The organism is Enterobacter sp. 3U4 (genome assembly GCF_057224565.1).
In genome coordinates this window covers 1,340,968-1,361,167 of the sequence record NZ_CP136665.1, presented here as the reverse complement: position 1 = coordinate 1,361,167, position 20,200 = coordinate 1,340,968, and the positions used below count along the sequence as shown (strand labels likewise).

At 53.3% G+C, this 20,200-nt stretch carries 21 protein-coding genes; 8 read left to right on the top strand and 13 right to left on the bottom strand.

Going from position 1 to position 20,200, the window contains the following annotated elements; translation table 11 throughout:
* Nucleotides 1–272: 272 nt before the first annotated feature.
* On the top strand, nucleotides 273–2,264 hold the full coding sequence (gene pdeR, locus RVY89_RS06435) for a cyclic di-GMP phosphodiesterase (RefSeq protein ID WP_484827904.1): 1,992 nt from the start codon (nucleotides 273–275) through the stop codon (nucleotides 2,262–2,264).
* Here the strand turns inward: pdeR and RVY89_RS06430 are convergent.
* Nucleotides 2,261–3,130 carry a crotonase/enoyl-CoA hydratase family protein gene (locus tag RVY89_RS06430; RefSeq protein ID WP_484827228.1) on the bottom strand — a complete coding sequence of 290 codons (870 nt, stop codon included), beginning with the start codon at nucleotides 3,128–3,130 and terminating at the stop codon, nucleotides 2,261–2,263. The genes pdeR and RVY89_RS06430 overlap by 4 nt on opposite strands.
* 193 nt (nucleotides 3,131–3,323) lie before the next feature.
* Between RVY89_RS06430 and RVY89_RS06425 the strand changes: the two genes are divergently transcribed.
* From RVY89_RS06425 to osmB, 3 genes are all read left to right on the top strand, one after another.
* On the top strand, nucleotides 3,324–3,506 hold the full coding sequence (locus RVY89_RS06425) for a YciZ family protein (protein WP_371898561.1): 183 nt from the start codon (nucleotides 3,324–3,326) through the stop codon (nucleotides 3,504–3,506).
* Between the two features lie 44 nt (nucleotides 3,507–3,550).
* Nucleotides 3,551–4,303, top strand: coding sequence for a DNA-binding transcriptional regulator YciT (gene yciT, locus RVY89_RS06420; protein WP_248162436.1), 753 nt, complete (start codon nucleotides 3,551–3,553; stop codon nucleotides 4,301–4,303).
* 263 nt (nucleotides 4,304–4,566) lie between these two features.
* Entirely contained in the window at nucleotides 4,567–4,785 is a 219-nt protein-coding gene (osmB, locus tag RVY89_RS06415) for an osmotically-inducible lipoprotein OsmB (RefSeq protein WP_008501216.1), read from the top strand.
* A 105-nt stretch (nucleotides 4,786–4,890) separates the two neighbouring features.
* On the opposite strand, the gene yciH is transcribed toward osmB, so the two are convergent.
* The 5 genes from yciH to pgpB form a co-directional block, all read right to left on the bottom strand.
* On the bottom strand, nucleotides 4,891–5,217 hold the full coding sequence (yciH, locus tag RVY89_RS06410; RefSeq protein ID WP_484827227.1) for a stress response translation initiation inhibitor YciH: 327 nt from the start codon (nucleotides 5,215–5,217) through the stop codon (nucleotides 4,891–4,893).
* Entirely contained in the window at nucleotides 5,217–5,954 is a 738-nt protein-coding gene (pyrF, locus tag RVY89_RS06405; protein WP_484827226.1) for an orotidine-5'-phosphate decarboxylase, read from the bottom strand. The genes yciH and pyrF overlap by 1 nt, the downstream gene beginning before the upstream one ends.
* 185 nt (nucleotides 5,955–6,139) lie before the next feature.
* Nucleotides 6,140–7,309 carry a lipopolysaccharide assembly protein LapB gene (gene lapB / locus RVY89_RS06400; protein WP_023335944.1) on the bottom strand — a complete coding sequence of 390 codons (1,170 nt, stop codon included), beginning with the start codon at nucleotides 7,307–7,309 and terminating at the stop codon, nucleotides 6,140–6,142.
* 6 nt (nucleotides 7,310–7,315) lie between these two features.
* On the bottom strand, nucleotides 7,316–7,624 hold the full coding sequence (locus RVY89_RS06395; RefSeq protein ID WP_023312067.1) for a LapA family protein: 309 nt from the start codon (nucleotides 7,622–7,624) through the stop codon (nucleotides 7,316–7,318).
* Nucleotides 7,625–7,772: 148 nt separating this feature from the next.
* Nucleotides 7,773–8,540 (bottom strand): phosphatidylglycerophosphatase B, encoded by a 768-nt coding sequence (pgpB, locus tag RVY89_RS06390; RefSeq protein ID WP_484827225.1) that lies wholly within the window; start codon nucleotides 8,538–8,540, stop codon nucleotides 7,773–7,775.
* 197 nt (nucleotides 8,541–8,737) lie between these two features.
* Here pgpB and ribA point away from each other — a divergent pair, with 197 nt between their 5' ends.
* Complete coding sequence (ribA, locus tag RVY89_RS06385) at nucleotides 8,738–9,328, top strand: GTP cyclohydrolase II (protein WP_008501210.1); 591 nt, start codon at nucleotides 8,738–8,740, stop codon at nucleotides 9,326–9,328.
* Between the two features lie 37 nt (nucleotides 9,329–9,365).
* Here the strand turns inward: ribA and acnA are convergent, their stop codons facing one another.
* The 6 genes from acnA to topA form a co-directional block, all read right to left on the bottom strand.
* Nucleotides 9,366–12,041, bottom strand: a complete 2,676-nt coding sequence (gene acnA, locus RVY89_RS06380) for an aconitate hydratase AcnA (protein WP_484827224.1) — start codon at nucleotides 12,039–12,041, stop codon at nucleotides 9,366–9,368.
* 161 nt (nucleotides 12,042–12,202) lie between these two features.
* The gene (ymiC, locus tag RVY89_RS06375) at nucleotides 12,203–12,301 is read right to left on the bottom strand and encodes a small membrane protein YmiC (RefSeq protein WP_032623144.1); all 99 of its coding nucleotides are present in this window, start codon (nucleotides 12,299–12,301) and stop codon (nucleotides 12,203–12,205) included.
* A 139-nt stretch (nucleotides 12,302–12,440) separates the two neighbouring features.
* The gene (locus RVY89_RS06370; RefSeq protein WP_021240301.1) at nucleotides 12,441–12,611 is read right to left on the bottom strand and encodes a hypothetical protein; all 171 of its coding nucleotides are present in this window, start codon (nucleotides 12,609–12,611) and stop codon (nucleotides 12,441–12,443) included.
* A gap of 2 nt (nucleotides 12,612–12,613) precedes the next feature.
* Entirely contained in the window at nucleotides 12,614–12,754 is a 141-nt protein-coding gene (locus tag RVY89_RS06365) for a YmiA family putative membrane protein (protein WP_213327741.1), read from the bottom strand.
* A 338-nt stretch (nucleotides 12,755–13,092) separates the two neighbouring features.
* A complete protein-coding gene (cysB, locus tag RVY89_RS06360) occupies nucleotides 13,093–14,067 on the bottom strand; it encodes an HTH-type transcriptional regulator CysB (RefSeq protein ID WP_024907120.1) in 975 nt (324 codons plus the stop codon).
* 187 nt (nucleotides 14,068–14,254) lie between these two features.
* Nucleotides 14,255–16,852 (bottom strand): type I DNA topoisomerase, encoded by a 2,598-nt coding sequence (gene topA, locus RVY89_RS06355; RefSeq protein ID WP_234649576.1) that lies wholly within the window; start codon nucleotides 16,850–16,852, stop codon nucleotides 14,255–14,257.
* A gap of 399 nt (nucleotides 16,853–17,251) precedes the next feature.
* Between topA and RVY89_RS06350 the strand changes: the two genes are divergently transcribed.
* Nucleotides 17,252–17,503 carry a YciN family protein gene (locus RVY89_RS06350; protein ID WP_023312072.1) on the top strand — a complete coding sequence of 84 codons (252 nt, stop codon included), beginning with the start codon at nucleotides 17,252–17,254 and terminating at the stop codon, nucleotides 17,501–17,503.
* 34 nt (nucleotides 17,504–17,537) lie between these two features.
* Here RVY89_RS06350 and sohB read toward each other — a convergent pair whose 3' ends face one another.
* Nucleotides 17,538–18,584, bottom strand: coding sequence for a protease SohB (sohB, locus tag RVY89_RS06345; RefSeq protein ID WP_484827223.1), 1,047 nt, complete (start codon nucleotides 18,582–18,584; stop codon nucleotides 17,538–17,540).
* Nucleotides 18,585–18,835: 251 nt separating this feature from the next.
* On the opposite strand from sohB, the gene RVY89_RS06340 reads away from it, so the two are divergent.
* Entirely contained in the window at nucleotides 18,836–19,597 is a 762-nt protein-coding gene (locus RVY89_RS06340; protein ID WP_484827222.1) for a YciK family oxidoreductase, read from the top strand.
* Entirely contained in the window at nucleotides 19,594–20,184 is a 591-nt protein-coding gene (gene cobO / locus RVY89_RS06335) for a cob(I)yrinic acid a,c-diamide adenosyltransferase (protein ID WP_484827221.1), read from the top strand. Before RVY89_RS06340 ends, cobO begins: the two co-directional genes overlap by 4 nt.
* Nucleotides 20,185–20,200 lie beyond the last annotated feature (16 nt).

Below are 20,200 nucleotides of genomic sequence, written 5' to 3'. Positions count from 1 at the left end.
CTTTTTATCCCCGCCACAAAATCATTATTTTTCCTTACTATTTTCAGTATCCCTTCACCCAAAACCGCCATAATTATCTACAGTAAAAGAGTGTTGTTATATTCGGTTACGTGAATTTCTATACGCTCAGTATCCTTTTTCACCTGACTCGTTTTAATATAAGAAAGCAGGGAAAAACAACAGGTTCACTTCGGTTTTGCCGCTATTTCTCAACGGAAAAGTCGACAACAAATGAATAATTTGTGCGCTAATGAACAGCTGCGGGAGAAAACATAATGGACGATCTGGAGCAGAATTTGCTGTTTCGCTACATGGGGACTCACAGCCCGTGGTGGCGCTTGTCAGCTGACAGCAATGCTCTGCACCTTGCCGCCAGTGAAAATGCCGATGTCACTCAGGTAATTTCGCTGGACGACGATCAGGCCGATCTCATCCGTCACTTAACCGTTATTACCTCCAGTATTTCCATGACGCTCTCGCTATTCGGGGAAGATCTCCCGGTTCACCTTGTTGGGCGGAAAATTACGCGTAACGAGTGGGCCGGTACCGCTTCCGCCTGGAACGATACGCCCTCCGTGGCGCGCGACCTGGCTCATGGGCTCTCTTTCGCGGAACAGGTTGTCTCAGAGGCAAACTCCGTCATTGTTATTCTCGATCAGAACGGCAATATTCAGCGTTTTAACCGGCTTAGCGAAGAGTACACCGGTCTGAAAGAGCAAGAAGTCATTGGTCAGAACGTATTTAAGCTGTTTATGAGCCGCAGCGAAGCGGCAGCCTCAAAGCGCAATATTACCGGTTTTTTTCGCAACGGCAGCTCCTATGAAGTTGAACGCTGGATCAAAACGCGTAAAGGGCAGCGGCTGTTTCTGTTCAGAAACAAATTCGTTCACAGCGGCAGCGGTAAAAATGAAATTTTCCTTATCTGTTCCGGGACAGATATTACCGAGGAGCGCCGCGCTCAGGAGCGGCTGCGCGTACTGGCCAATACCGATACCATCACCGGCTTGCCAAACCGCAATGCGATCCACGATCTGATTTCTGACGCCATCGACAACCGCGGCGACACGCAGGTAGGCGTGGTGTATCTCGATCTGGATAACTTTAAAAAGGTCAACGACGCTTACGGGCATATGTTTGGCGATCAGCTGTTACAGGCTGTCGCCCTCGCCATTTTGAGCTGTCTGGATGAAGAGCAGGTGCTGGCGCGACTTGGCGGTGATGAGTTTATCGTCATGGCCACGAATACCTCTCAGGGCTCTCTGGAGGCGATGGCGTCGCGCATTTTAACCCGCCTGCGCCAGCCGTTCCGCATCGGTCTGATTGAGGTTTATACCGGCTGCTCTCTGGGGATCGCCCTCGCCCCGCAGCATGGGAACGACCGGGAAAGCGTCATTCGTAACGCCGATACCGCCATGTACACCGCCAAAGAGAACGGCCGGGGCAAGTTCTGCGTCTTCTCACCCGAGATGAACCAGCGCGTGTTTGAGTATCTCTGGCTGGATACCAACCTGCGTAAGGCCCTGGATAACGATCAGCTTTTGATCCACTATCAGCCGAAATTAACCTGGCGCGGAGAAGTCAGAAGCCTTGAAGCGCTGGTCCGCTGGCAATCACCAGAACGCGGCTTGATCCCGCCGCTGGAGTTTATCTCTTATGCCGAGGAGTCGGGGTTGATAGTGCCGCTGGGCCGCTGGGTGATGCTTGATGTGGTTCGCCAGGTGGCGAAATGGCGTGATAAGGGAATAAACCTGCGCGTGGCGGTGAACGTCTCTGCGCGACAGCTGGCCGACCAGACTATCTTCAGCGACTTAAAGCAGGCGCTGAAGGATCTGAATTTTGAATACTGCCCTGTCGACGTCGAATTAACCGAAAGCTGCCTTATCGAGAACGAAGAGCTGGCGCTGTCCGTGATCCAGCAGTTCAGCCGGCTCGGGGCGCAAATTCATCTGGATGATTTTGGCACCGGCTACTCTTCTCTTTCGCAGCTCGCCCGCTTCCCGATCGACGCCATTAAACTCGATCAATCTTTTGTCAGGGATATCCATAAGCAGTCTATTTCCCAGTCACTGGTGCGCGCTATCGTCGCGGTGGCGCAGGCGTTAAATCTGCAGGTGATTGCCGAAGGTGTGGAAAGTGCAAAAGAAGACGCCTTTCTGACCAAGAACGGCGTCAACGAACGGCAGGGTTTTCTGTTTGCTAAGCCGATGCCCGCTGCCGCATTCGAGCGATGGCTAAAACGATATCAAGCGCGAAATCAACGTTAACTGGCTTTACGCAGGCCCGCCGCGTGATGGCGGTTTTGCAGCGTGACCAGACGCTCCATGTAGGCGATATCTTTCTGCTCCAGGCAAAAAGCGGCATCAACCCAGTCTTCCGTGATATCCATCAGTTCACTGCGAGGCAATTGCAGAACGCGCGTACGGGCGCGCAGCATTGCCCTTATGCCATTCAGTTTTGGCCGCAGCGTATCGATGAAGGTTCGGGTGGAGACATAGCTTTGTCCGGGTTCAAACAGGACATCCACCAGCCCGTGCTGTTCGTACCATTCAGCCGTATGGGATTCACCTTTGTAGATGAGCTCCTCCGCCAGCCTCATGCCTGAACGGCGTGCAACCAGGGAATATCCTCCCATGCCCGGAAACAGGTTGAACGCAATCTCGGGGAAACCTAAGCGGGCATCGCGCTGCGCCAGAACGAAATGGTGCGCCAGAGCGGCCTCAAACCCGCCCCCTAACGCGCTGCCTTCGACCATGGCCAGAGAGATTGCCCCCGTATCAAACCCCCGTGAGGCCGCATGGACGCTATCAACGCAGGCGCGCGCATAGGCCCGTAGCGCTTCACGTCGACCATGCTGAATGCACTCAACGAAGAACTGCAGATCGCCGCCCACGTTATACATCTCGGGAACCAGCGATCCGGTTACCCAAAAATCAACCGCAAAACCAGACTGGCGAACCAGCCATGAAAAGTTCATGATCTCTTCAATTAACGCATGGTTAAAGCAAGGACGTGGCTGAGCCCGCAGCATCATCCATACCGTGTGACGCTCCGCCTCGTAATACCCTGACAGCTGCGTGAACCGTTCAGTATCGGTAAACAGTGTGCAGGTAGGCTGATTGATAACTGTCATAGTCTAATTCCTCCTATAAAAAAGCGCGTGGCGCGCAGTTTTAGACTAATCCACTCAATAAGCCCGCTGTATGAGGGGGAATAATTTTATCACTTCCGTTTAAGTAATTTAGTTATTGCATTTTTTCCCTTCTCTTTTGAACCTAATTTCTGCATCATTGAAAATATTAACTTTTCGCGCCTGGGGTGAGATTATGTCGACTATTGACGCACAAGCTGTAGCACAACGAATTGATACCGTGCTGGATATCCTGGTGGCGGGCGATTATCACTCTGCTATCCGTAATCTTGAGATCCTGAAGTCTGAACTTCTTGCTCAGCATGGTGCTGACAATGCGCCAGAAAACGGACAGCCAAAAGCGCCGTGGGAAGTTTAACTCCCACCGTCTCCGACCTCGTTTCGCTTTATTAAATGGATGCTATGAATTCCCGACAACAACTCATTTTGCAGATGGTCATCGATCAGGGACGCGTAAGCGTAGTCGATCTCGCTAAAACCACCGGCGTTTCAGAAGTCACCATTCGTCAGGATCTTAATCTGCTGGAAAAACAGAGCTACCTGCGTCGCGCGCACGGCTATGCGGTCCCGCTGGACAGTGATGATGTTGAGACGCGCATGATGAACAACTACGCGCTCAAGCGTGAACTGGCGGAATTTGCTGCCTCCCTGGTGAACAACGGTGAGACCGTCTTTATTGAAAACGGCAGCAGTAATGCCCTTCTGGCGCGCACGCTTGCCGATCAAAAAGACGTTACCATCATCACCGTCAGCAGCTATATCGCGCATCTGCTTAAAGAGACGCGCTGCGAGGTGATTCTGCTCGGCGGTATTTATCAGAAAAAAAGCGAAAGCATGGTTGGCCCGCTGACCCGTCAGTACGTCCAGCAGGTTCATTTCAGTAAGGCCTTTATCGGGATTGACGGCTGGCAGCCGGAGACAGGTTTTACCGGCCGGGATATGATGCGCTCCGACGTCGTGAATGCCGTGCTGGAAAAAGAGTGTGAAGCCATTGTGCTCACCGATAGCTCTAAATTTGGCGCCGTTCACCCTTATACGATGGGCCCCATTTCACGCTTTAGCCGCGTGATTACCGACGAAAGATTGAGCGACGCGCACCGTAATAAACTGGAAGATGACGGGCTGATCGTCAATATTATTAAAACGACCGCCTGAGTCCCCTCCGCGCCCGAATTTCGGGCGCATATGCCCTTCTTTCTCTGAGATGATTCCTGGTACTTCTTTAAGAGTTTTTACCTGTTTAAGCTGCATTAAAGTCGTAAAATTAATGTTAGCGATATAACAGGAAGTGACTATCACCTGCGTGATTACGTAACGCCTGCGCGACCAGCTTTCACGGAGAACAGAATTAAGTATTCGATTCGTCTATACTTAACGTGTACATCTTTCCGTGAATCGATAATTCAGGAGAAAGTATTATGACCTTAACCAGCAAAAAATTAGCCGCCGCTGTTCTGGCAATCACTGTAGCAATGTCCCTGAGCGCATGCTCTAACTGGTCTAAACGTGACCGTAACACCGCTATTGGTGCCGGTGCCGGTGCTCTCGGTGGTGCAGTATTAACGGATGGTAGTACGCTGGGTACATTAGGTGGCGCTGCTGTCGGTGGTATTATCGGTCATCAGGTTGGCAAATAATAATTATCTAAGCCTTCCCCGGTAATGCGATATTTGAACGCATTTCAGGTCTGACATACGCACGTATATAACACGAGCCACGGCATTTGCCGTGGCTCATTTATTTTAGCCGCCTGCCAGTTTGACTTTCATGCCTTTGGCTTCCAGCAGTGATTTTATTAAATCGCGCTTATCGCCCTGGATTTCGATAATGCCGTCTTTCACTGCACCGCCGCAGCCACATTTCTTTTTCAGCTCGGCCGCCAGCGCAGTCAGTTCTGCATCATCCAGATCAATACCAGAGATAAGGCAAACGCCTTTCCCTTTTCGTCCACTGGTCTGGCGCTGGATACGAACGATGCCGTCCCCCTTCGGACGTTCCACTTTCGCTTTCGGTTCGTCTATACGCCCGGTATCGGTTGAATAGACCAGACGGCTGTTGGAATCGGTCATTACGCCCCCTTCTTCAGCGATGCGTTGATAGCCTTAAGCGTCTCAGCCGGGTTTGCAGACTGCGTTACTGGACGCCCGATGACCATGTAGTCAACGCCAGCATCAAGGGCCTGCTCAGGCGTCATGATGCGACGCTGATCGCCCACGTCGCTGCCTGCAGGACGGATACCTGGCGTAACCAGTTTAAAATCCTTACCCAGCGCTGATTTGAAACGTACCGCTTCCTGCGCGGAGCAGACGACGCCATCCAGGCCGCACTGCTGCGTGAGGCGCGCGAGACGTTCGGCATGTTCCGCAGGTGACAATGTCACTCCAAGGTCGCGTAAATCACTTTCGTCCATACTGGTCAGCACGGTGACGGCGATCAGCAGCGGCGCGTCTTTACCGAACGGCAGGAGCGCCTCACGGGCAGCGGTCATCATTCTTGCCCCACCCGATGCATGGACGTTGACCATCCATACGCCCAGCTCTGCGGCTGCGGCAACCGCGTGCGCCGTGGTATTCGGGATATCGTGGAATTTAAGGTCGAGGAAAACGTCAAAGCCGCGCTGCTGCAGATCGCGTACGATTTGCGGTCCAAACAGCGTGAACATCTCTTTGCCAACTTTCAGACGGCAGTCGCGAGGGTCGATGCCGTCGACAAACGCCAGTGCGGCGTCACGCTTATTGTAATCAAGCGCAACAACAACAGGAGAATCCGTAATTACGCGGGAAGTGGAGGATGTAACAGACGTCATGACCAGCCCTTTTCGTCTATGGGCGCGCAGCGGCGCGGAACAGATAAACGGCCTGCATTCTACCTGCCGACGCCGCAAATTGACAGGATCCATTTACGCGCCTGCCAGGCCGGCAAACCGCACGATGTTGAGACAGTGCTAAAAGCCTTAAGTATGTTGTAACTAAAATGAAGGCTTTTAAAAAATCACTGCCCGTCCAGGCCACGAATTGGCTTGATGGTGGACCAGGCGCGGCAGGAAGGACAGTGCCAGTAGAGCGTATATGCGGTAAAACCACACTTCTGGCAACGATAGCGCGGCTTGCTGCGCACCTGCTCGCCAACCATATCGCGCAGCACCATCAGGCTCTCTTTGGCGCGCCCTTCTTCAGCATCGTTAAGGTGGTAATCCATCAGCTTATGGAAGACGCGCATGGTCGGATGACGCTGCAGCTGGCGCGTAATATAAACCTGCGCGGTGTCGCTTCCCTCATACTGCTCAACAACGTCTGAGAGCATCAGTTCAGCGGTAGCGCCGGTATTTTCTTCCACACAGCGACGCAGGAATGCCACCCACTCTTCCTGCTTGTCCAGCTGTTGATAGCAGGTTTGCAGCATTTCCAGCGTTTCACTTACCAGCTCTTTGTCCTGGTCGATAACCCTCAGCAGGCTTTCAACGGCTTTGGCGTAGTCGCCATTCGCCATAAAGACGCGCCCCATCATGATGGAGATGCGCGCGCTGTTGCGGTCCGCGGCGGCGCCTTTCTTCAGCAGCGCCATGGCTTTGTCCATGTCGTCGTTGCCCATCTGCTGAAGCGCAAGCTCACAGTAGAAATGGGCTATCTCAACGCGCTGCTTATCTTTACCGAGCTTCACCAGACGTTCAGCCGTATCAATGGCTTTCTGCCAGTCGCTGGTGGCCTGATAAATCTGCAGGAGCTGCTGCAGCGCGCCGATGCGGAAATCTGTTTCATCCACCAGCTGCGCGAACATATCTTCAGCGCGATCGTATAACCCCGCAGCCATGTAATCCCGCCCAAGCTGTTGCACGGCAAGAAGACGTTGATCGTAGGTCAGCGAGGCGCTTTCCATCAGGGTCTGGTGAATACGAATGGCGCGGTCAACCTCGCCGCGCGAGCGGAACAGGTTTCCCAGGGTGAGATGCGCTTCAACCGTTCCCGTATCCTCTTTCAGCATATCGAGGAACAGGTCTACCGCTTTATCCTGCTGATTGCTCAGGAGGAAGTTCACCCCCGCAACGTAGTCGCGGGAGAGTCGGTTGGCCTCATCCTGTTTTGTTTGTTGCGCACTTCTGCGGCCCATATACCAGCCATAGGCTGCGGCTACAGGCAAAAGCAGAAACAACAACTCCAGCATAGTCGATTATTCCTTCACGACCGGCACACCAGAGCTTTCCGGGATGTCAGACGCAGGGGCAATGTTATTTTCGAGTCGCTTAATTTTACGTTCAGCGCGCGCAAGAGAAACACGGACTTTCAACCAGAACAGACCGCAAACCAGCCAGCCAATAGCAAAGCCGGCAGCAAATAAGACCGCCAGCAGGCTAGAGACGCGATACTCACCCTGAGCCAGCAGATAGTTAAACGTCACCTGCTGATCGTTTTGTGCACCCAACGTGACTGAAATGACAAAAATCGCCAATACCAGTAAGAAAATGAGTAAATATTTCACATTACTTCCCGTTATGTGGTTCAAGCGAATAAAGTGTGTTCAACTCACCGCAATCAGCCTTATAAACTATCATTTTAGCGACGGGCGCGAAACGGAAAAAGTGACGCGCCAGTCATCTATCTATGGGCAAAATACGGTTTATCAACCTTCAGGCGTCCGTTTGGTCCCTTTCGGCAATTTCTTCTTTCTCTTGCGGCGGTGGTGTGAGCGGGCCGCAGAATCGTTCAGTAAGCCAGGTCGCCAGCACGATCAGCAGCCATGAGATGAGCGTGGCGACGACCAGATCCCGCGGCCAGTGCATCCCCAGCAGCAAGCGGCTGCCCATGACTCCCGTCGCCCAAACCAGCAAAATCACGATAGTGATCGTTCGACGCCTTGGCCAAAGCAGCCCAACCCCCAGCAACGCCCAGCTGGCCGCAAACATGGTGTGACCGGAAGGAAACGCGAATCCGGTTTCTTTCTGCCAGTGTTTACGCAAGAATTTCGGGATATCCTGCTGTTCCGCAAGCTGTTCTTTCACCAGCGCGCCGCGATCTTTACGCTTTAAATTGTAGAACTCATCCACCGGAACATGATGCGTTTTTTCCAGCCAGACGACAAAAGGACGCGGTTCCTGAACGCGATCTTTAACCCAGGACTTCACGCCCTGACCGACAAGGATAGCGCCCCCGAGGATCGCAAAGAGCATCAGCGCCGCGCGAAGACGAAAGCGCAGGCACCACAGAAACCAGGCGCAGAGGAGCACATGGGTAATAATTCCCCACGGCTGGGTGACCGTTTCCGTTATCCAGTATAACGTTTTCAGCCACATGGCGTTCTGCCCGGGCTGCCACATCCAGCCTGAAAGCCATACGGCCAGGGGCATAATCAGTAAAATGGCCGCACCTGCTGCCGTACGTCTGGCGATTGAAAGCATGTCTTCTCCTTTTTCGCTAAGCATCACAATCATAACTGAAATTAATCCACCGGGTGGATATGTCGGATCGTGCGTTTAACGTTCATATAGCATGGCGGCCATTAGGCGAACCTGCTGAGCTTGTGGCAAAATGAACTGATACAGAAAGCAAAACAGGGCAAAGGCACGAAACGTGTCAGCCTACTCTGGAGAATCACATGCAGCTTAAACGTGTGGCAGAAGCCAAACTGCCAACCCCATGGGGCGATTTCCTGATGGTGGGTTTTGAAGAACTGGCAACCGGGCAGGATCATGTCGCGCTGGTGTATGGCGACATTTCAGGGCAGACGCCGGTGCTGTCCCGCGTCCATTCAGAGTGTCTTACCGGCGACGCGCTGTTCAGCCTGCGCTGTGATTGTGGTTTCCAGCTGGAAGCCGCCCTGTCTCATATTGCAGAAGAAGGCCGCGGTGTGCTGCTTTATCACCGTCAGGAAGGTCGTAATATTGGTCTGCTGAATAAAATCCGCGCTTACGCGCTTCAGGACCAGGGCTACGATACGGTTGAAGCAAATCATCAGCTTGGTTTTGCGGCTGACGAACGCGACTTCACCTTGTGCGCCGATATGTTCAAGCTGCTGGGCGTGGACGAAGTTCGCCTGCTGACCAATAATCCAAAAAAAGTGGAGATCCTGACCGAAGCGGGGATCAACATCGTCGAGCGTGTACCGCTGATTGTCGGCCGTAACCCGAAAAACGCCCATTACCTGGATACCAAAGCCGCCAAAATGGGCCATCTGCTGAAAGAGTGATGCTAAAAAGCCCGGCACGAGTGCCGGGCTCGTTTCATCAGTCCAGCATCTTACGAATCACATAATGTAAAATGCCGTCGTTCTGGTAATAGGTCAGCTCGGTTGCCGTATCAATACGGCACCGGCAATCCAGCACCTCGGTTTTCCCGTCTGCCCGCGTTAACTTCACCGGCACCGTTTTACCCGGCTGCAGGTTTTGCAGACCGCGAATCTCAATCTGCTCTTCCCCGGTCAGTCCCAGCGTTTTACGCGTCACGCCCTGCGGAAACTCGAGCGGCAGGATCCCCATACCGATCAGATTTGAGCGGTGAATACGTTCGAACGATTCGGCGATGACCACGCGAACGCCAAGCAGACGCGGACCTTTCGCCGCCCAGTCGCGGCTGGAGCCGGAACCGTACTCTTTACCGGCAATCACCGCCAGCGGCGTACCTTCCTGCTGATATTTGACCGCCGCATCATAAATCGACACGACTTCCGTTCCCGGCAGATGGCGCGTCATGCCCCCTTCCACGCCCGGCACCATTTCGTTCCGAATGCGGATGTTGGCAAACGTTCCGCGCATCATGACTTCATGGTTGCCGCGACGCGAGCCGTAGGAGTTAAAATCGCGGCGTTCGACGCCCCGGCTTTGCAGATAACGGCCTGCAGGGCTATCGGCTTTGATGCTCCCCGCCGGAGAGATATGGTCGGTCGTGACGGAATCTCCCAGCATCGCCAGGATGCGCGCGCCGTGGATATCCTTAAGCGGCGCAGGCTCGGCCAGCATCTCATCAAAGAACGGCGACAGACGAATATAGGTCGAGTCATCCTGCCAGTCATAGGTATCTGAGCCCACGACGTTAATGGTTTTCCATTCCGGCGTGCCTTCAAAGACCTCCGCATACTCTTTGCGGAACATCTCGGTTGAGACCTTTTCAACGGCCAGCGCAATTTCACGTGAAGATGGCCAGATATCTTTCAGGTAGACAGGGTCATTCTTGCGATCGTGGCCAATCGGGTCGGTCGCCAGGTTGATATTCATGTTCCCTGCAAGGGCATAAGCCACAACCAGCGGCGGCGAGGCGAGCCAGTTGGTTTTCACCAGCGGGTGAATACGCCCTTCAAAGTTTCGGTTACCGGACAGGACCGCGCCTACCGTCAGGTCACCCTGCTTAATCGCCGTTTCAATGGGTTCAGGCAATGGACCGGAGTTACCAATACAGGTCGTACAGCCGTAGCCCACGAGGTTAAAGCCCAGTTCATCAAGGTACGGCGTCAGTTTGGCCTGCGCCAGGTAATCCGATACCACTTTGGAACCCGGCGCCAGCGAGGCCTTGACCCATGGCTGAGGCTTTAGCCCAAGCTCTACCGCCTTTTTCGCCAACAAACCGGCCGCCATTAATACGCTGGGGTTCGAGGTGTTGGTGCAGGAGGTAATGGCGGCAATAACCACCGCGCCATCCGGGAGCTGATACTGATGTCCGTTCAGAACATAGTCGACTGGGCGATGGTCTTTCTGCGCCACGTTCACTTCCAGCGCATTGCTGGCGGCAAAGGCTTTTGGCACGTCACTCAGCGCAACCCGATCCTGCGGACGTTTCGGCCCGGCGAGGCTCGCCTCGACGCTTCCCATATCGAGTTCAAGCGTGCTGGTGAAGACCGGTTCATCGCCCGGGTTTCGCCACATGCCCTGCGCTTTCGTATACGCCTCTACCAGCGCGACCTGCTCTTCGCTGCGCCCGCTAAGGCGCATGTATTCCAGCGTGACATCATCAATGGGGAAAAATCCGCAGGTTGCACCGTACTCCGGCGCCATATTGGCAATGGTCGCGCGGTCGGCCAGCGGCAGCGAATCCAGACCATCACCGTAGAACTCTACAAACTTGCCCACCACACCATGCTTACGCAGCATCTGGGTGACGGTGAGCACCAGATCGGTGGCGGTAATGCCTTCAGACAGCTTGCCGGTGAGCTTGAAGCCCACCACGTCAGGGATAAGCATGGACACCGGCTGGCCGAGCATGGCCGCTTCCGCTTCGATTCCCCCGACGCCCCAGCCCAGCACGCCCAGACCGTTGATCATGGTGGTATGGGAGTCCGTGCCCACCAGCGTGTCCGGATAGGCGACCCACTCTTTATCCTGCAATTCACTCCAGACGGCTTTCCCCAGATATTCAAGGTTAACCTGGTGGCAAATACCGGTACCCGGCGGGACCACGCTAAACCGGCTGAACGCCTGCTGCCCCCACTTCAGGAAGACATAGCGCTCGTGGTTACGTTCCATCTCCAGGCGCACGTTCTCGCCAAAGGCGTCGTCATCGCCAAAGCGGTCAACGGTTACGGAGTGGTCAATGACGAGATCAACGGGGGAAAGCGGATTAACTTTTGCCGTATCTCCGCCGAGACGCTTAACGGCCTCGCGCATCGCGGCTAAATCAACGACGGCAGGGACACCGGTAAAGTCCTGCATCAGCACCCTGGCCGGGCGGTAGGCGATTTCTCTGTCGGCATGGGCATTTTCAAGCCACCCTGCCAGCGCCTGGATATCATCAAGGGTGACATAGTCACCGTCCTGCCAGCGCAATAGATTTTCCAGTAAAACTTTCAATGACTTGGGTAAACGCGAAATGTCCCCAAGCGTTCTGGCAGCCAGCGGCAGGCTGTAGTAATGCCAGGTTTTATTTTCTGCCTGTAATGTGTCCTTACTGGCTTCGCGTAGGGTTAACGACATAAGCTCCTCCTTAATCACAGAGATGCCCTGACAATCATCAGGGCCGTAATTAAAGATAACACAAAGATGTCGTAACGTTTTGATAACAACCCAAATTGATAAATTTAGGATTGGTCCAGAATGGGAAAACAAAAAACCCCGCCGTAGCGAGGTTTTACAATTTAGTGGAGGGCCAACCAGATGAGCTGACTCCAGAACAGAATCGACACGGTAAAAACGCCGATCCATGACCAGTATTTGTGAGACGTCATGTTATTCATCATAGGGACACCAGGCATTATTTATAAAAAAGTTCCGAGGTGAATCCTCAGTGCTATATTGCTGATGTGTATTTATTAAAGAGTACAAAAGTGCAGAGTCGATATTCAGACTATTTGCATCATTACGCAATTAACTAAATTATTGTTTTTTGGGTTCGTCTTCTGCGAACACATCAATAAACGCTTGCTGCTGCGGCGTCAGTTTCCAGGACGCGGGTACAACAGTCGCAGGTGCTTTACGCCCTCTGTGGCCGTTGTCACGATGCTGACACATCTGTTTTACCGAAGCTGTACGTACCGTCACTGCCATATTTAACCCCAATATTTCCAGGCCAGGAGAGCAACCACCACCCAAAACAGGGTAGAGACGAGAAAGACCGCCAGCCAGGCTTTACGCTTGAGCGCAGGATCCCTTTGCGGTTCTTCACTTCCTGAAGGCATTGCTAACCTCATACAATCGACATCGCTTATCATTTAGGACCAAACAATTGGTACAATTAATCATCTGTTGAGATAAATCCTAAAGAAACTTTAGCCGAAAAGCCAGTGAATTTACGCACCGGGAGGTATGAAATATTCAATCTTTTGACCAGAAATAAATAATTGAAAAGAAAAATTTGCGAAGGCGTAAATTAGTTTCTACTTTTGTCGCCAATTCACGACATTATAACCTTACGGATTAAATGGATAATGACATTATATGACAGGGGATGCGTAGATGATGATAATTCTAATTTAGCTTTGAGGCGTTATTTCGGTATCTTTCCCTGAGGGAAAGATACCGGGTGTGATTATTTTTCGGGGAGTTTGATGTCTTTAAACATCTCTTCAATATCTTCATTTGAGCGTAATGCAACGGCGGTATCAACCACGTCACGCGTTAAATGAGGGGCAAAGCGCTGAATAAAATCATACATATAGCTGCGCAGGAAGGTGCTGCGACGGAAGCCAATCTTTGTGGTGCTATGGCTGAAAACATCATGAGCATCAAGACGCACCAGGTCAGGATCTGACACCGGATCCACCGCCATGCTGGCAATGACGCCCACCCCCAGACCAAGCCGGACATAGGTCTTAATCACGTCCGCGTCCGTCGCGGTAAACACAATACGCGGCGTTAGCCCTGCCCGGTTAAAGGCCGTATCAAGCTCGGACCGACCGGTAAAGCCAAACGTATACGTCACCAACGGATATTGCGCCAGCTCTTCGATAGAGACCGACCCTTTGCCCGCCAGAGGGTGATCCGGGGTCACCACGATAGAACGGTTCCAGTGATAGCATGGAAGCATTACCAGATCGTCATACAGGTGAAGCGCTTCGGTGGCGATGGCAAAGTCTGCATTACCCTTAGAAACGGCTTCAGCAATTTGCGTTGGCGAGCCCTGGTGCATATGCAAAGAGACGCGTGGATAGCGCTCGATAAAGCCTTTGATTACACCGGGAAGCGCATAGCGCGCCTGGGTATGCGTCGTGGCAATATACAGCGAACCTTTATCCGGCCAGGTGTGTTCCCCTGCCACTGACTTAATCGCATCGACTTTAGAGAGGACTTCCCGCGCAATGCGGATGATTTCCTGCCCCGCGGGCGTCACCTGAGTGAGATGCTTACCGCTGCGGGCAAATATCTGGATACCTAACTCATCCTCCAGCATACGAACTTGTTTGCTGATGCCCGGTTGCGAGGTATATAACCCCTCGGCGGTTGAAGAGACGTTAAGGTTATGATTCACCACCTCAACGATATAACGAAGCTGCTGTAATTTCATGCCAGACCATCCGATTTAGCGCACGCGGTCAATCGCTTAAGACGATTTAATAATAAGAAACAGGTTAACTATAACCACTATATCATTTATAGCCTGACTGTATAGTACGGAACAAAAAATAATAACAAGGCAATAAAAAAGGGCCGGAAATCCGGCCCTTTTACAGGTAAGTTACGGTAAGGGAAGATTATTTCTTGCCTTCAACCCATTTGCCATCGACAAAGAAGGCTGACCATCCGGTCGCTTTACCCTCTTTCTCGGCCGCAACATACTGCTGCTTGGTTTTACGGCTAAACCGTACCACGGTTTTGTTGCCTTCCGGATCCTGCTGTGGGGCATCGGCCAGATAACGCAGTTTCTCAGGCAGACGATCGCGGAAGCGATGCAGCTCTTCCACCAGCGGCGCGCGCGTTTCACGCGATTTCGGGAAGGTGTTGGCGGCCAGGAAGACACCCGCAGCGCCATCACGCAGCACGAAGTACGCGTCCGATTTCTCGCACGGCAGTTCTGGCAGCGGAACCGGATCTTCCTTCGGCGGAGCAACTTCGCCGTTACGCAGAATTTTGCGCGTGTTTTTACACTCGTCGTTGGTACAGGCCATGTACTTACCGAAACGCCCCATTTTCAGGTGCATTTCAGAACCGCACTTCTCGCATTCCACAATCGGGCCGTCATAGCCTTTAATGCGGAACTCGCCTTCTTCGATTTCATACCCGTCACACGTTGGGTTATTACCGCAAACGTGCAGCTTACGTTTTGGATCGATCAGGTAGCTGTCCATTGCCGTGCCGCATTTTTTGCAGCGGCGTTTGGCACGCAGAGCGTTAGTCTCCGCATCATCACCTTCCAGCACGTTGAGAACTTCATTCTCCGGCACCAGGTTGATGGTGGTTTTGCAGCGCTCTTTTGGTGACAGTGCATAGCCGGAGCAGCCAAGGAACACGCCCGTAGTGGCAGTACGGATCCCCATCTTGCGACCACAGGTTGGGCAGTCGATGCTGGTCAGAACCATCTGGTTAGGCAGCATGCCGCCCTCTTCAGGATCCTTCTCCGCTTTTTCAAGCTGGTCGGTAAAGTCGCTGAAGAAGCTGTCGAGTACCTTTTTCCATTCCGCCTGATGGCTGGCAACCTGGTCGAGGCTGTCTTCCATTTGCGCGGTGAAATCGTAGTTCATCAGCTCGCGGAAGTTGGCTTCCAGACGATCGGTGACGATCTCGCCCATTTTTTCCGCATAGAAACGACGGTTTTCAACGCGTACGTAGCCACGGTCCTGAATCGTCGAGATGATGGACGCGTAGGTAGACGGACGGCCAATACCGCGTTTTTCAAGCTCTTTTACCAGGGATGCTTCACTGAAGCGCGCAGGCGGCTTGGTGAAGTGCTGGGCTGGCACAAGGTCAACCAGCGAAAGTTCATCCCCTTTGTTCACCGCCGGCAGCGTTCGGTCTTCATCACCTTTACGCAGCGCTGGCATCACTTTCGTCCAGCCGTCGAAACGCAGGATACGGCCGCGCGCTTTGAGACGGAAATCACCCGCGCCAACGGTCAGCGTGGTGGAGTCATACTGTGCCGGAGTCATCTGGCACGCCACGAACTGGCGCCAGATCAGCTGATACAGCTTCTGCGCGTCGGCTTCCATATCTTTCAGCGATTCCGCTAGCACCGAGACGTCAGAAGGACGAATCGCTTCGTGTGCTTCCTGAGAATTCTCTTTGCTGGCGAACTGGTTAGCGCTTTCTGGCAGGTATTTCTTACCGAAATTGTCGCTGATGTAGCCGCGCACCATGTTGACCGCGTCCTGGCTCAGGTTGGTTGAGTCGGTACGCATGTAGGTGATGTAGCCCGCTTCATACAGGCGCTGAGCCATCATCATGGTCTTCTTCACGCCGTAACCCAGACGCGTGCTTGCAGCCTGTTGCAGCGTTGAGGTAATAAACGGCGCACCCGGCTTGCTGCTGGTCGGTTTGTCTTCACGTTCCAGCACCTGGTAGCGTGCTTTTTCCAGCAGCGCTACGGCGGCCATGGTCTGGTCGCGGTTTTCTGGACGGAAAGGCTTATCGTTCTGATGGCTGACCTGCAGCGGCAGAGCGTCACCGCCCGGCGTGGTCACATTTGCGTCAACTTCCCAGAACTCTTCCGGCACGAAGGCTTTAATTTCGCGCTCACGCTCAACGACCAGACGCACGGCGACGGATTGCACACGCCCAGCGGACAGGCCACGGGCAATCTTCTTCCACAGCAGTGGAGAAACCATGTAACCCACGACGCGGTCCATAAAGCGACGCGCCTGCTGGGCGTTTACACGGTCGATATTCAGCTCGCCCGGCTTCTCAAACGCCTGACGAATCGCATTCTTCGTAATTTCGTTAAACACTACACGGCTGTAGCGTTTGTCATCACCCCCGATCACTTCCCGCAGGTGCCACGCAATGGCTTCCCCTTCGCGGTCAAGGTCGGTTGCGAGATAGATGTGGTCTGCTTTTTCAGCAAGCTGCTTCAGCTCGTTAACGACTTTTTCTTTCCCGGGCAGCACTTCATATTGTGCATCCCAGTTGTGCCATGGGTTCACACCCATGCGGTTGACAAGCGCGCTACGTTCATCCTTTTTAGGCTTTTTAGCCCCTTTGGTGGAGGTAGAGTCTGCGCTCTTTTTGCTGGCTGAGCCACTGGTCGGCAAATCGCGGATATGACCCACGCTGGACTTAACCACGTAGTCATTACCCAGATACTTATTGATCGTTTTGGCTTTTGCCGGGGACTCAACGATGACGAGAGCTTTACCCATATTCACCTTTACCTAATTTAATTCTTCCAGGAATACGCCGCACATTGATTTCCCTTCCGCTGACGACGAGCCAATGATATTGCGACTGCGTCAGGAGATATCAACCCCTTTGTCTTACCGGGCGTTAAAGAAAACCCGCCCAGGTGATTGAGTTTTCGGGTATTTTTCTCACATCTCGTGTAATTCGTGACGAATTCCCGGTTGAATGTCAAGCAATTCTGTTGCCAGAATGACGAAAGCGCACACTCTACCTGATAAAATTCGTTACGCAACTTTATTAGCATGCAAAAGCAAATCCCGCCAGCCAGGCCCCTGCACCTTATCCCCTCACATTACAGGGAAAATTTGCCCCCAAAGCGCCCGCGGCGTAGACTATTGTCACTGTTTAAGGAGTGGATTATGCAGAATACGACCCAACCTATTGACCGAGCCTCTCTGCTTATCGAAGCAAACAAGCTTATCCGTGACCATGAAGATACGCTGGCGGGCATTGAAGCCACCGGCGTAGAGCAGCGTAATGGCGTGCTGATTTTCAGCGGAGAATACTTCCTTGACGAACAGGGGTTGCCGACCCCAAAAAGCACCGCCGTGTTTAACATGTTTAAATACCTGGCGCATACGCTTTCCGAGAAATATCACCTGGTCGATTAACGCAAAACGCGAGGCATAAGCCTCGCGTTTTTGTTTACAGCAGCGGTTTTTGTCCGCGCTGTAGCCAGCGCAGCAGCAGGCGGTCCGCGCTTTCTGCGGCACTGTTGGTAAAGCGGTCCATCAGTCGTTTGCGCTGTGTAAAGCGCACGCCTACCAGTTCCCGGCCTTTCATCAGGTTGAGCAGCAGATCGTCGCTGGTTCCGACTTCATCCACCAGCCCTTTTTCCTGCGCCTGGATGCCGTACCAGTGCTCACCGGTCGCCACCTGCTCAATATCCAGCGTCGGGCGCATACGGTGCACAAAATCTTTAAAGAGATGGTGAGTTTCATTCAGATCCTCACGGAATTTTTGGCGCCCTTCTTCCGTGTTTTCCCCCAGCAGCGTCAGGGTGCGTTTGTACTGACCCGCCGTGTGAAGTTCGATATCAATCTCTTTATTTTTCAGGAAGCGGTTAAAGTTCGGGATCTGCGCAACCACGCCGATCGAGCCAATAATTGAGAATGGTGCGGCCACAATTTTGTCCGCCACGCAGGCCATCATGTAGCCACCGCTAGCCGCCACTTTATCTACGGCCACGGTCAGCGGGATCTGTTTTTCACGCAGGCGCTGCAGCTGTGAGGCGGCCAGTCCGTAACCGTGAACCACCCCTCCCGGGCTCTCAAGACGCACGACAACCTGATCCTGCGGTGTCGCCACGGCCAGAACGGCAGTCACTTCCTCCCGCAGAGAGGAAACCTCATGCGCATCCATACTGCCTTTAAAATCGAGCACATAGACACGTGGCGTGGCCTTATCCTGCGGCGCATTGAGCTTTGCTTTTGCCTTTGCCGCTTTGGCTTCCTGTTTATGCTTTTTCTTCTGCGCTTTCAGCCAGAGTTTCTGTTGATGACTATCCAGCATCGCCAGAGACATCTCTTCCTGCATCTCTTTATACTGCTCGCTCAGGCGGGTGATGCGTAACTCCCCACGCTGACGCTTGCGCTGCGTCAGGTTGACAATCAGAACGGCAACCACCGCAATGGCAATCACCACCGTCGCGATTTTGGCCAAAAACAACCCATATTGAGAAAGTAATTCCACGCGTTCCACCTTGATTTAACCACGAATCTTTCACGGCAGTGTACAACAGCCCTGCCCATGCGTCTCGCTCGTGACATTACCTCTGCGAGCCGCCTTCAGGAATCCCCGAACTGGAGTTTAAATATTTGCAAATTGTTAATTTTACAGTAATGCGTCCTGTAGACTGATTGAATTATTAGGCTAATTCGGGCATAAAGCCGAAAAGTCATCATAAAGGCGTCACTGCGTTACCGGTCGCCTGAGGAGTCACCGTGCATTATCAACCGCAAAAAAACCTGCTGCAAAACCGGATCATTCTTGTCACCGGTGCCAGCGACGGGATTGGCCGCGAGGCGGCCCTGACATACGCCGAATACGGCGCGAACGTCATTCTGATCGGACGAAACGAAGAAAAACTGAAAAACGTCGCTCAGGAGATTGAGGCCGTATGCGGTACATCGACCCCGTGGTATACACTCGATTTACTGACCTGCACGCCCGCGGTGTGCCAGGAATTAGCCCGGCGCATCAGTGCTCACTATCCGAGACTCGACGGCGTACTTCATAACGCCGGCTTGTTAGGCGAAGTGCGTCCGATGGATGAACAGGATCCTGATATCTGGCAGCAGGTGATGCAGGTTAACGTCAACGGCACGTTTTTCCTTACGCAGGCATTGCTTCCTTTATTACTGAAATCCGAGTCGGGGTCCCTGGTCTTTACCTCTTCCAGCGTTGGCCGCGAGGGACGCGCAAACTGGGGAGCCTATGCCGTATCAAAATTCGCGACCGAAGGCATGATGCAGGTACTGGCGGAGGAGTATCAGAGCCGCCATCTGCGCGTCAACTGCATTAACCCTGGCGGTACGCGCACCAAAATGCGCGCCAGCGCCTTCCCAACGGAAGATCCGCAGAAGCTGAAAACCCCGGCAGACATTATGCCGCTCTATCTCTGGCTGATGGGCGACGACAGCCGCCGCAAAACCGGGATGACCTTTGACGCCCAGCCGGGCCGTAAACCAGGAATCTCGCAATGAGTGAAGAACGTCACCAGCAGCGCCAGCAGCGGCTGAAAGAACAGGTCGATGCGCGCGTCGCGGCCGCTCAGGACGAGCGCGGGATCGTCATCGTTTTTACCGGCAACGGCAAAGGGAAAACCACTGCGGCATTCGGCACGGCGACGCGTGCGGTCGGCCACGGGCAGAAAGTTGGCGTTATCCAGTTTATTAAAGGCGAATGGCCCAACGGCGAGCGTAATCTGCTTGAGCCTCACGGCGTTGAGTTTCAGGTAATGGCGACCGGGTTTACGTGGGACACCCAGAACCGCGAAACCGATACCGCAGCCTGTCTGGCCGTCTGGGAGCACGCTAAAAGAATGCTGGCCGATCCCTCGCTGAATATGGTTCTGCTGGATGAGATAACCTATATGGTCGCCTACGACTATTTACCGCTGGACGCCGTGCTTAATGCACTGAAAAACCGTCCCGCCCATCAGACGGTCATCATCACGGGCCGCGGGTGTCATCGGGATCTTCTGGAGCTGGCAGATACCGTCAGCGAGCTGCGTCCGGTTAAACATGCGTTTGATGCGGGCATCAAAGCGCAAATAGGGATTGATTACTAAAAAAAAAGCCCGGTGC

Excerpts from the sequence above, each read along its gene's own strand:
- RVY89_RS06430 (WP_484827228.1), bottom strand. The coding sequence starts at position 3,130 with ATGACAGTTATCAATCAGCCTACCTGCACACTGTTTACCGATACTGAA.
- RVY89_RS06425 (WP_371898561.1), top strand. The coding sequence starts at position 3,324 with ATGTCGACTATTGACGCACAAGCTGTAGCACAACGAATTGATACCGTG.
- yciT (WP_248162436.1), top strand. The coding sequence starts at position 3,551 with ATGAATTCCCGACAACAACTCATTTTGCAGATGGTCATCGATCAGGGA.
- osmB (WP_008501216.1), top strand. The coding sequence starts at position 4,567 with ATGACCTTAACCAGCAAAAAATTAGCCGCCGCTGTTCTGGCAATCACT.
- yciH (WP_484827227.1), bottom strand. The coding sequence starts at position 5,217 with ATGACCGATTCCAACAGCCGTCTGGTCTATTCAACCGATACCGGGCGT.
- pyrF (WP_484827226.1), bottom strand. The coding sequence starts at position 5,954 with ATGACGTCTGTTACATCCTCCACTTCCCGCGTAATTACGGATTCTCCT.
- lapB (WP_023335944.1), bottom strand. The coding sequence starts at position 7,309 with ATGCTGGAGTTGTTGTTTCTGCTTTTGCCTGTAGCCGCAGCCTATGGC.
- pgpB (WP_484827225.1), bottom strand. The coding sequence starts at position 8,540 with ATGCTTTCAATCGCCAGACGTACGGCAGCAGGTGCGGCCATTTTACTG.
- ribA (WP_008501210.1), top strand. The coding sequence starts at position 8,738 with ATGCAGCTTAAACGTGTGGCAGAAGCCAAACTGCCAACCCCATGGGGC.
- acnA (WP_484827224.1), bottom strand. The coding sequence starts at position 12,041 with ATGTCGTTAACCCTACGCGAAGCCAGTAAGGACACATTACAGGCAGAA.
- ymiC (WP_032623144.1), bottom strand. The coding sequence starts at position 12,301 with ATGAATAACATGACGTCTCACAAATACTGGTCATGGATCGGCGTTTTT.
- RVY89_RS06370 (WP_021240301.1), bottom strand. The coding sequence starts at position 12,611 with ATGGCAGTGACGGTACGTACAGCTTCGGTAAAACAGATGTGTCAGCAT.
- RVY89_RS06365 (WP_213327741.1), bottom strand. The coding sequence starts at position 12,754 with ATGAGGTTAGCAATGCCTTCAGGAAGTGAAGAACCGCAAAGGGATCCT.
- cysB (WP_024907120.1), bottom strand. The coding sequence starts at position 14,067 with ATGAAATTACAGCAGCTTCGTTATATCGTTGAGGTGGTGAATCATAAC.
- topA (WP_234649576.1), bottom strand. The coding sequence starts at position 16,852 with ATGGGTAAAGCTCTCGTCATCGTTGAGTCCCCGGCAAAAGCCAAAACG.
- RVY89_RS06350 (WP_023312072.1), top strand. The coding sequence starts at position 17,252 with ATGCAGAATACGACCCAACCTATTGACCGAGCCTCTCTGCTTATCGAA.
- cobO (WP_484827221.1), top strand. The coding sequence starts at position 19,594 with ATGAGTGAAGAACGTCACCAGCAGCGCCAGCAGCGGCTGAAAGAACAG.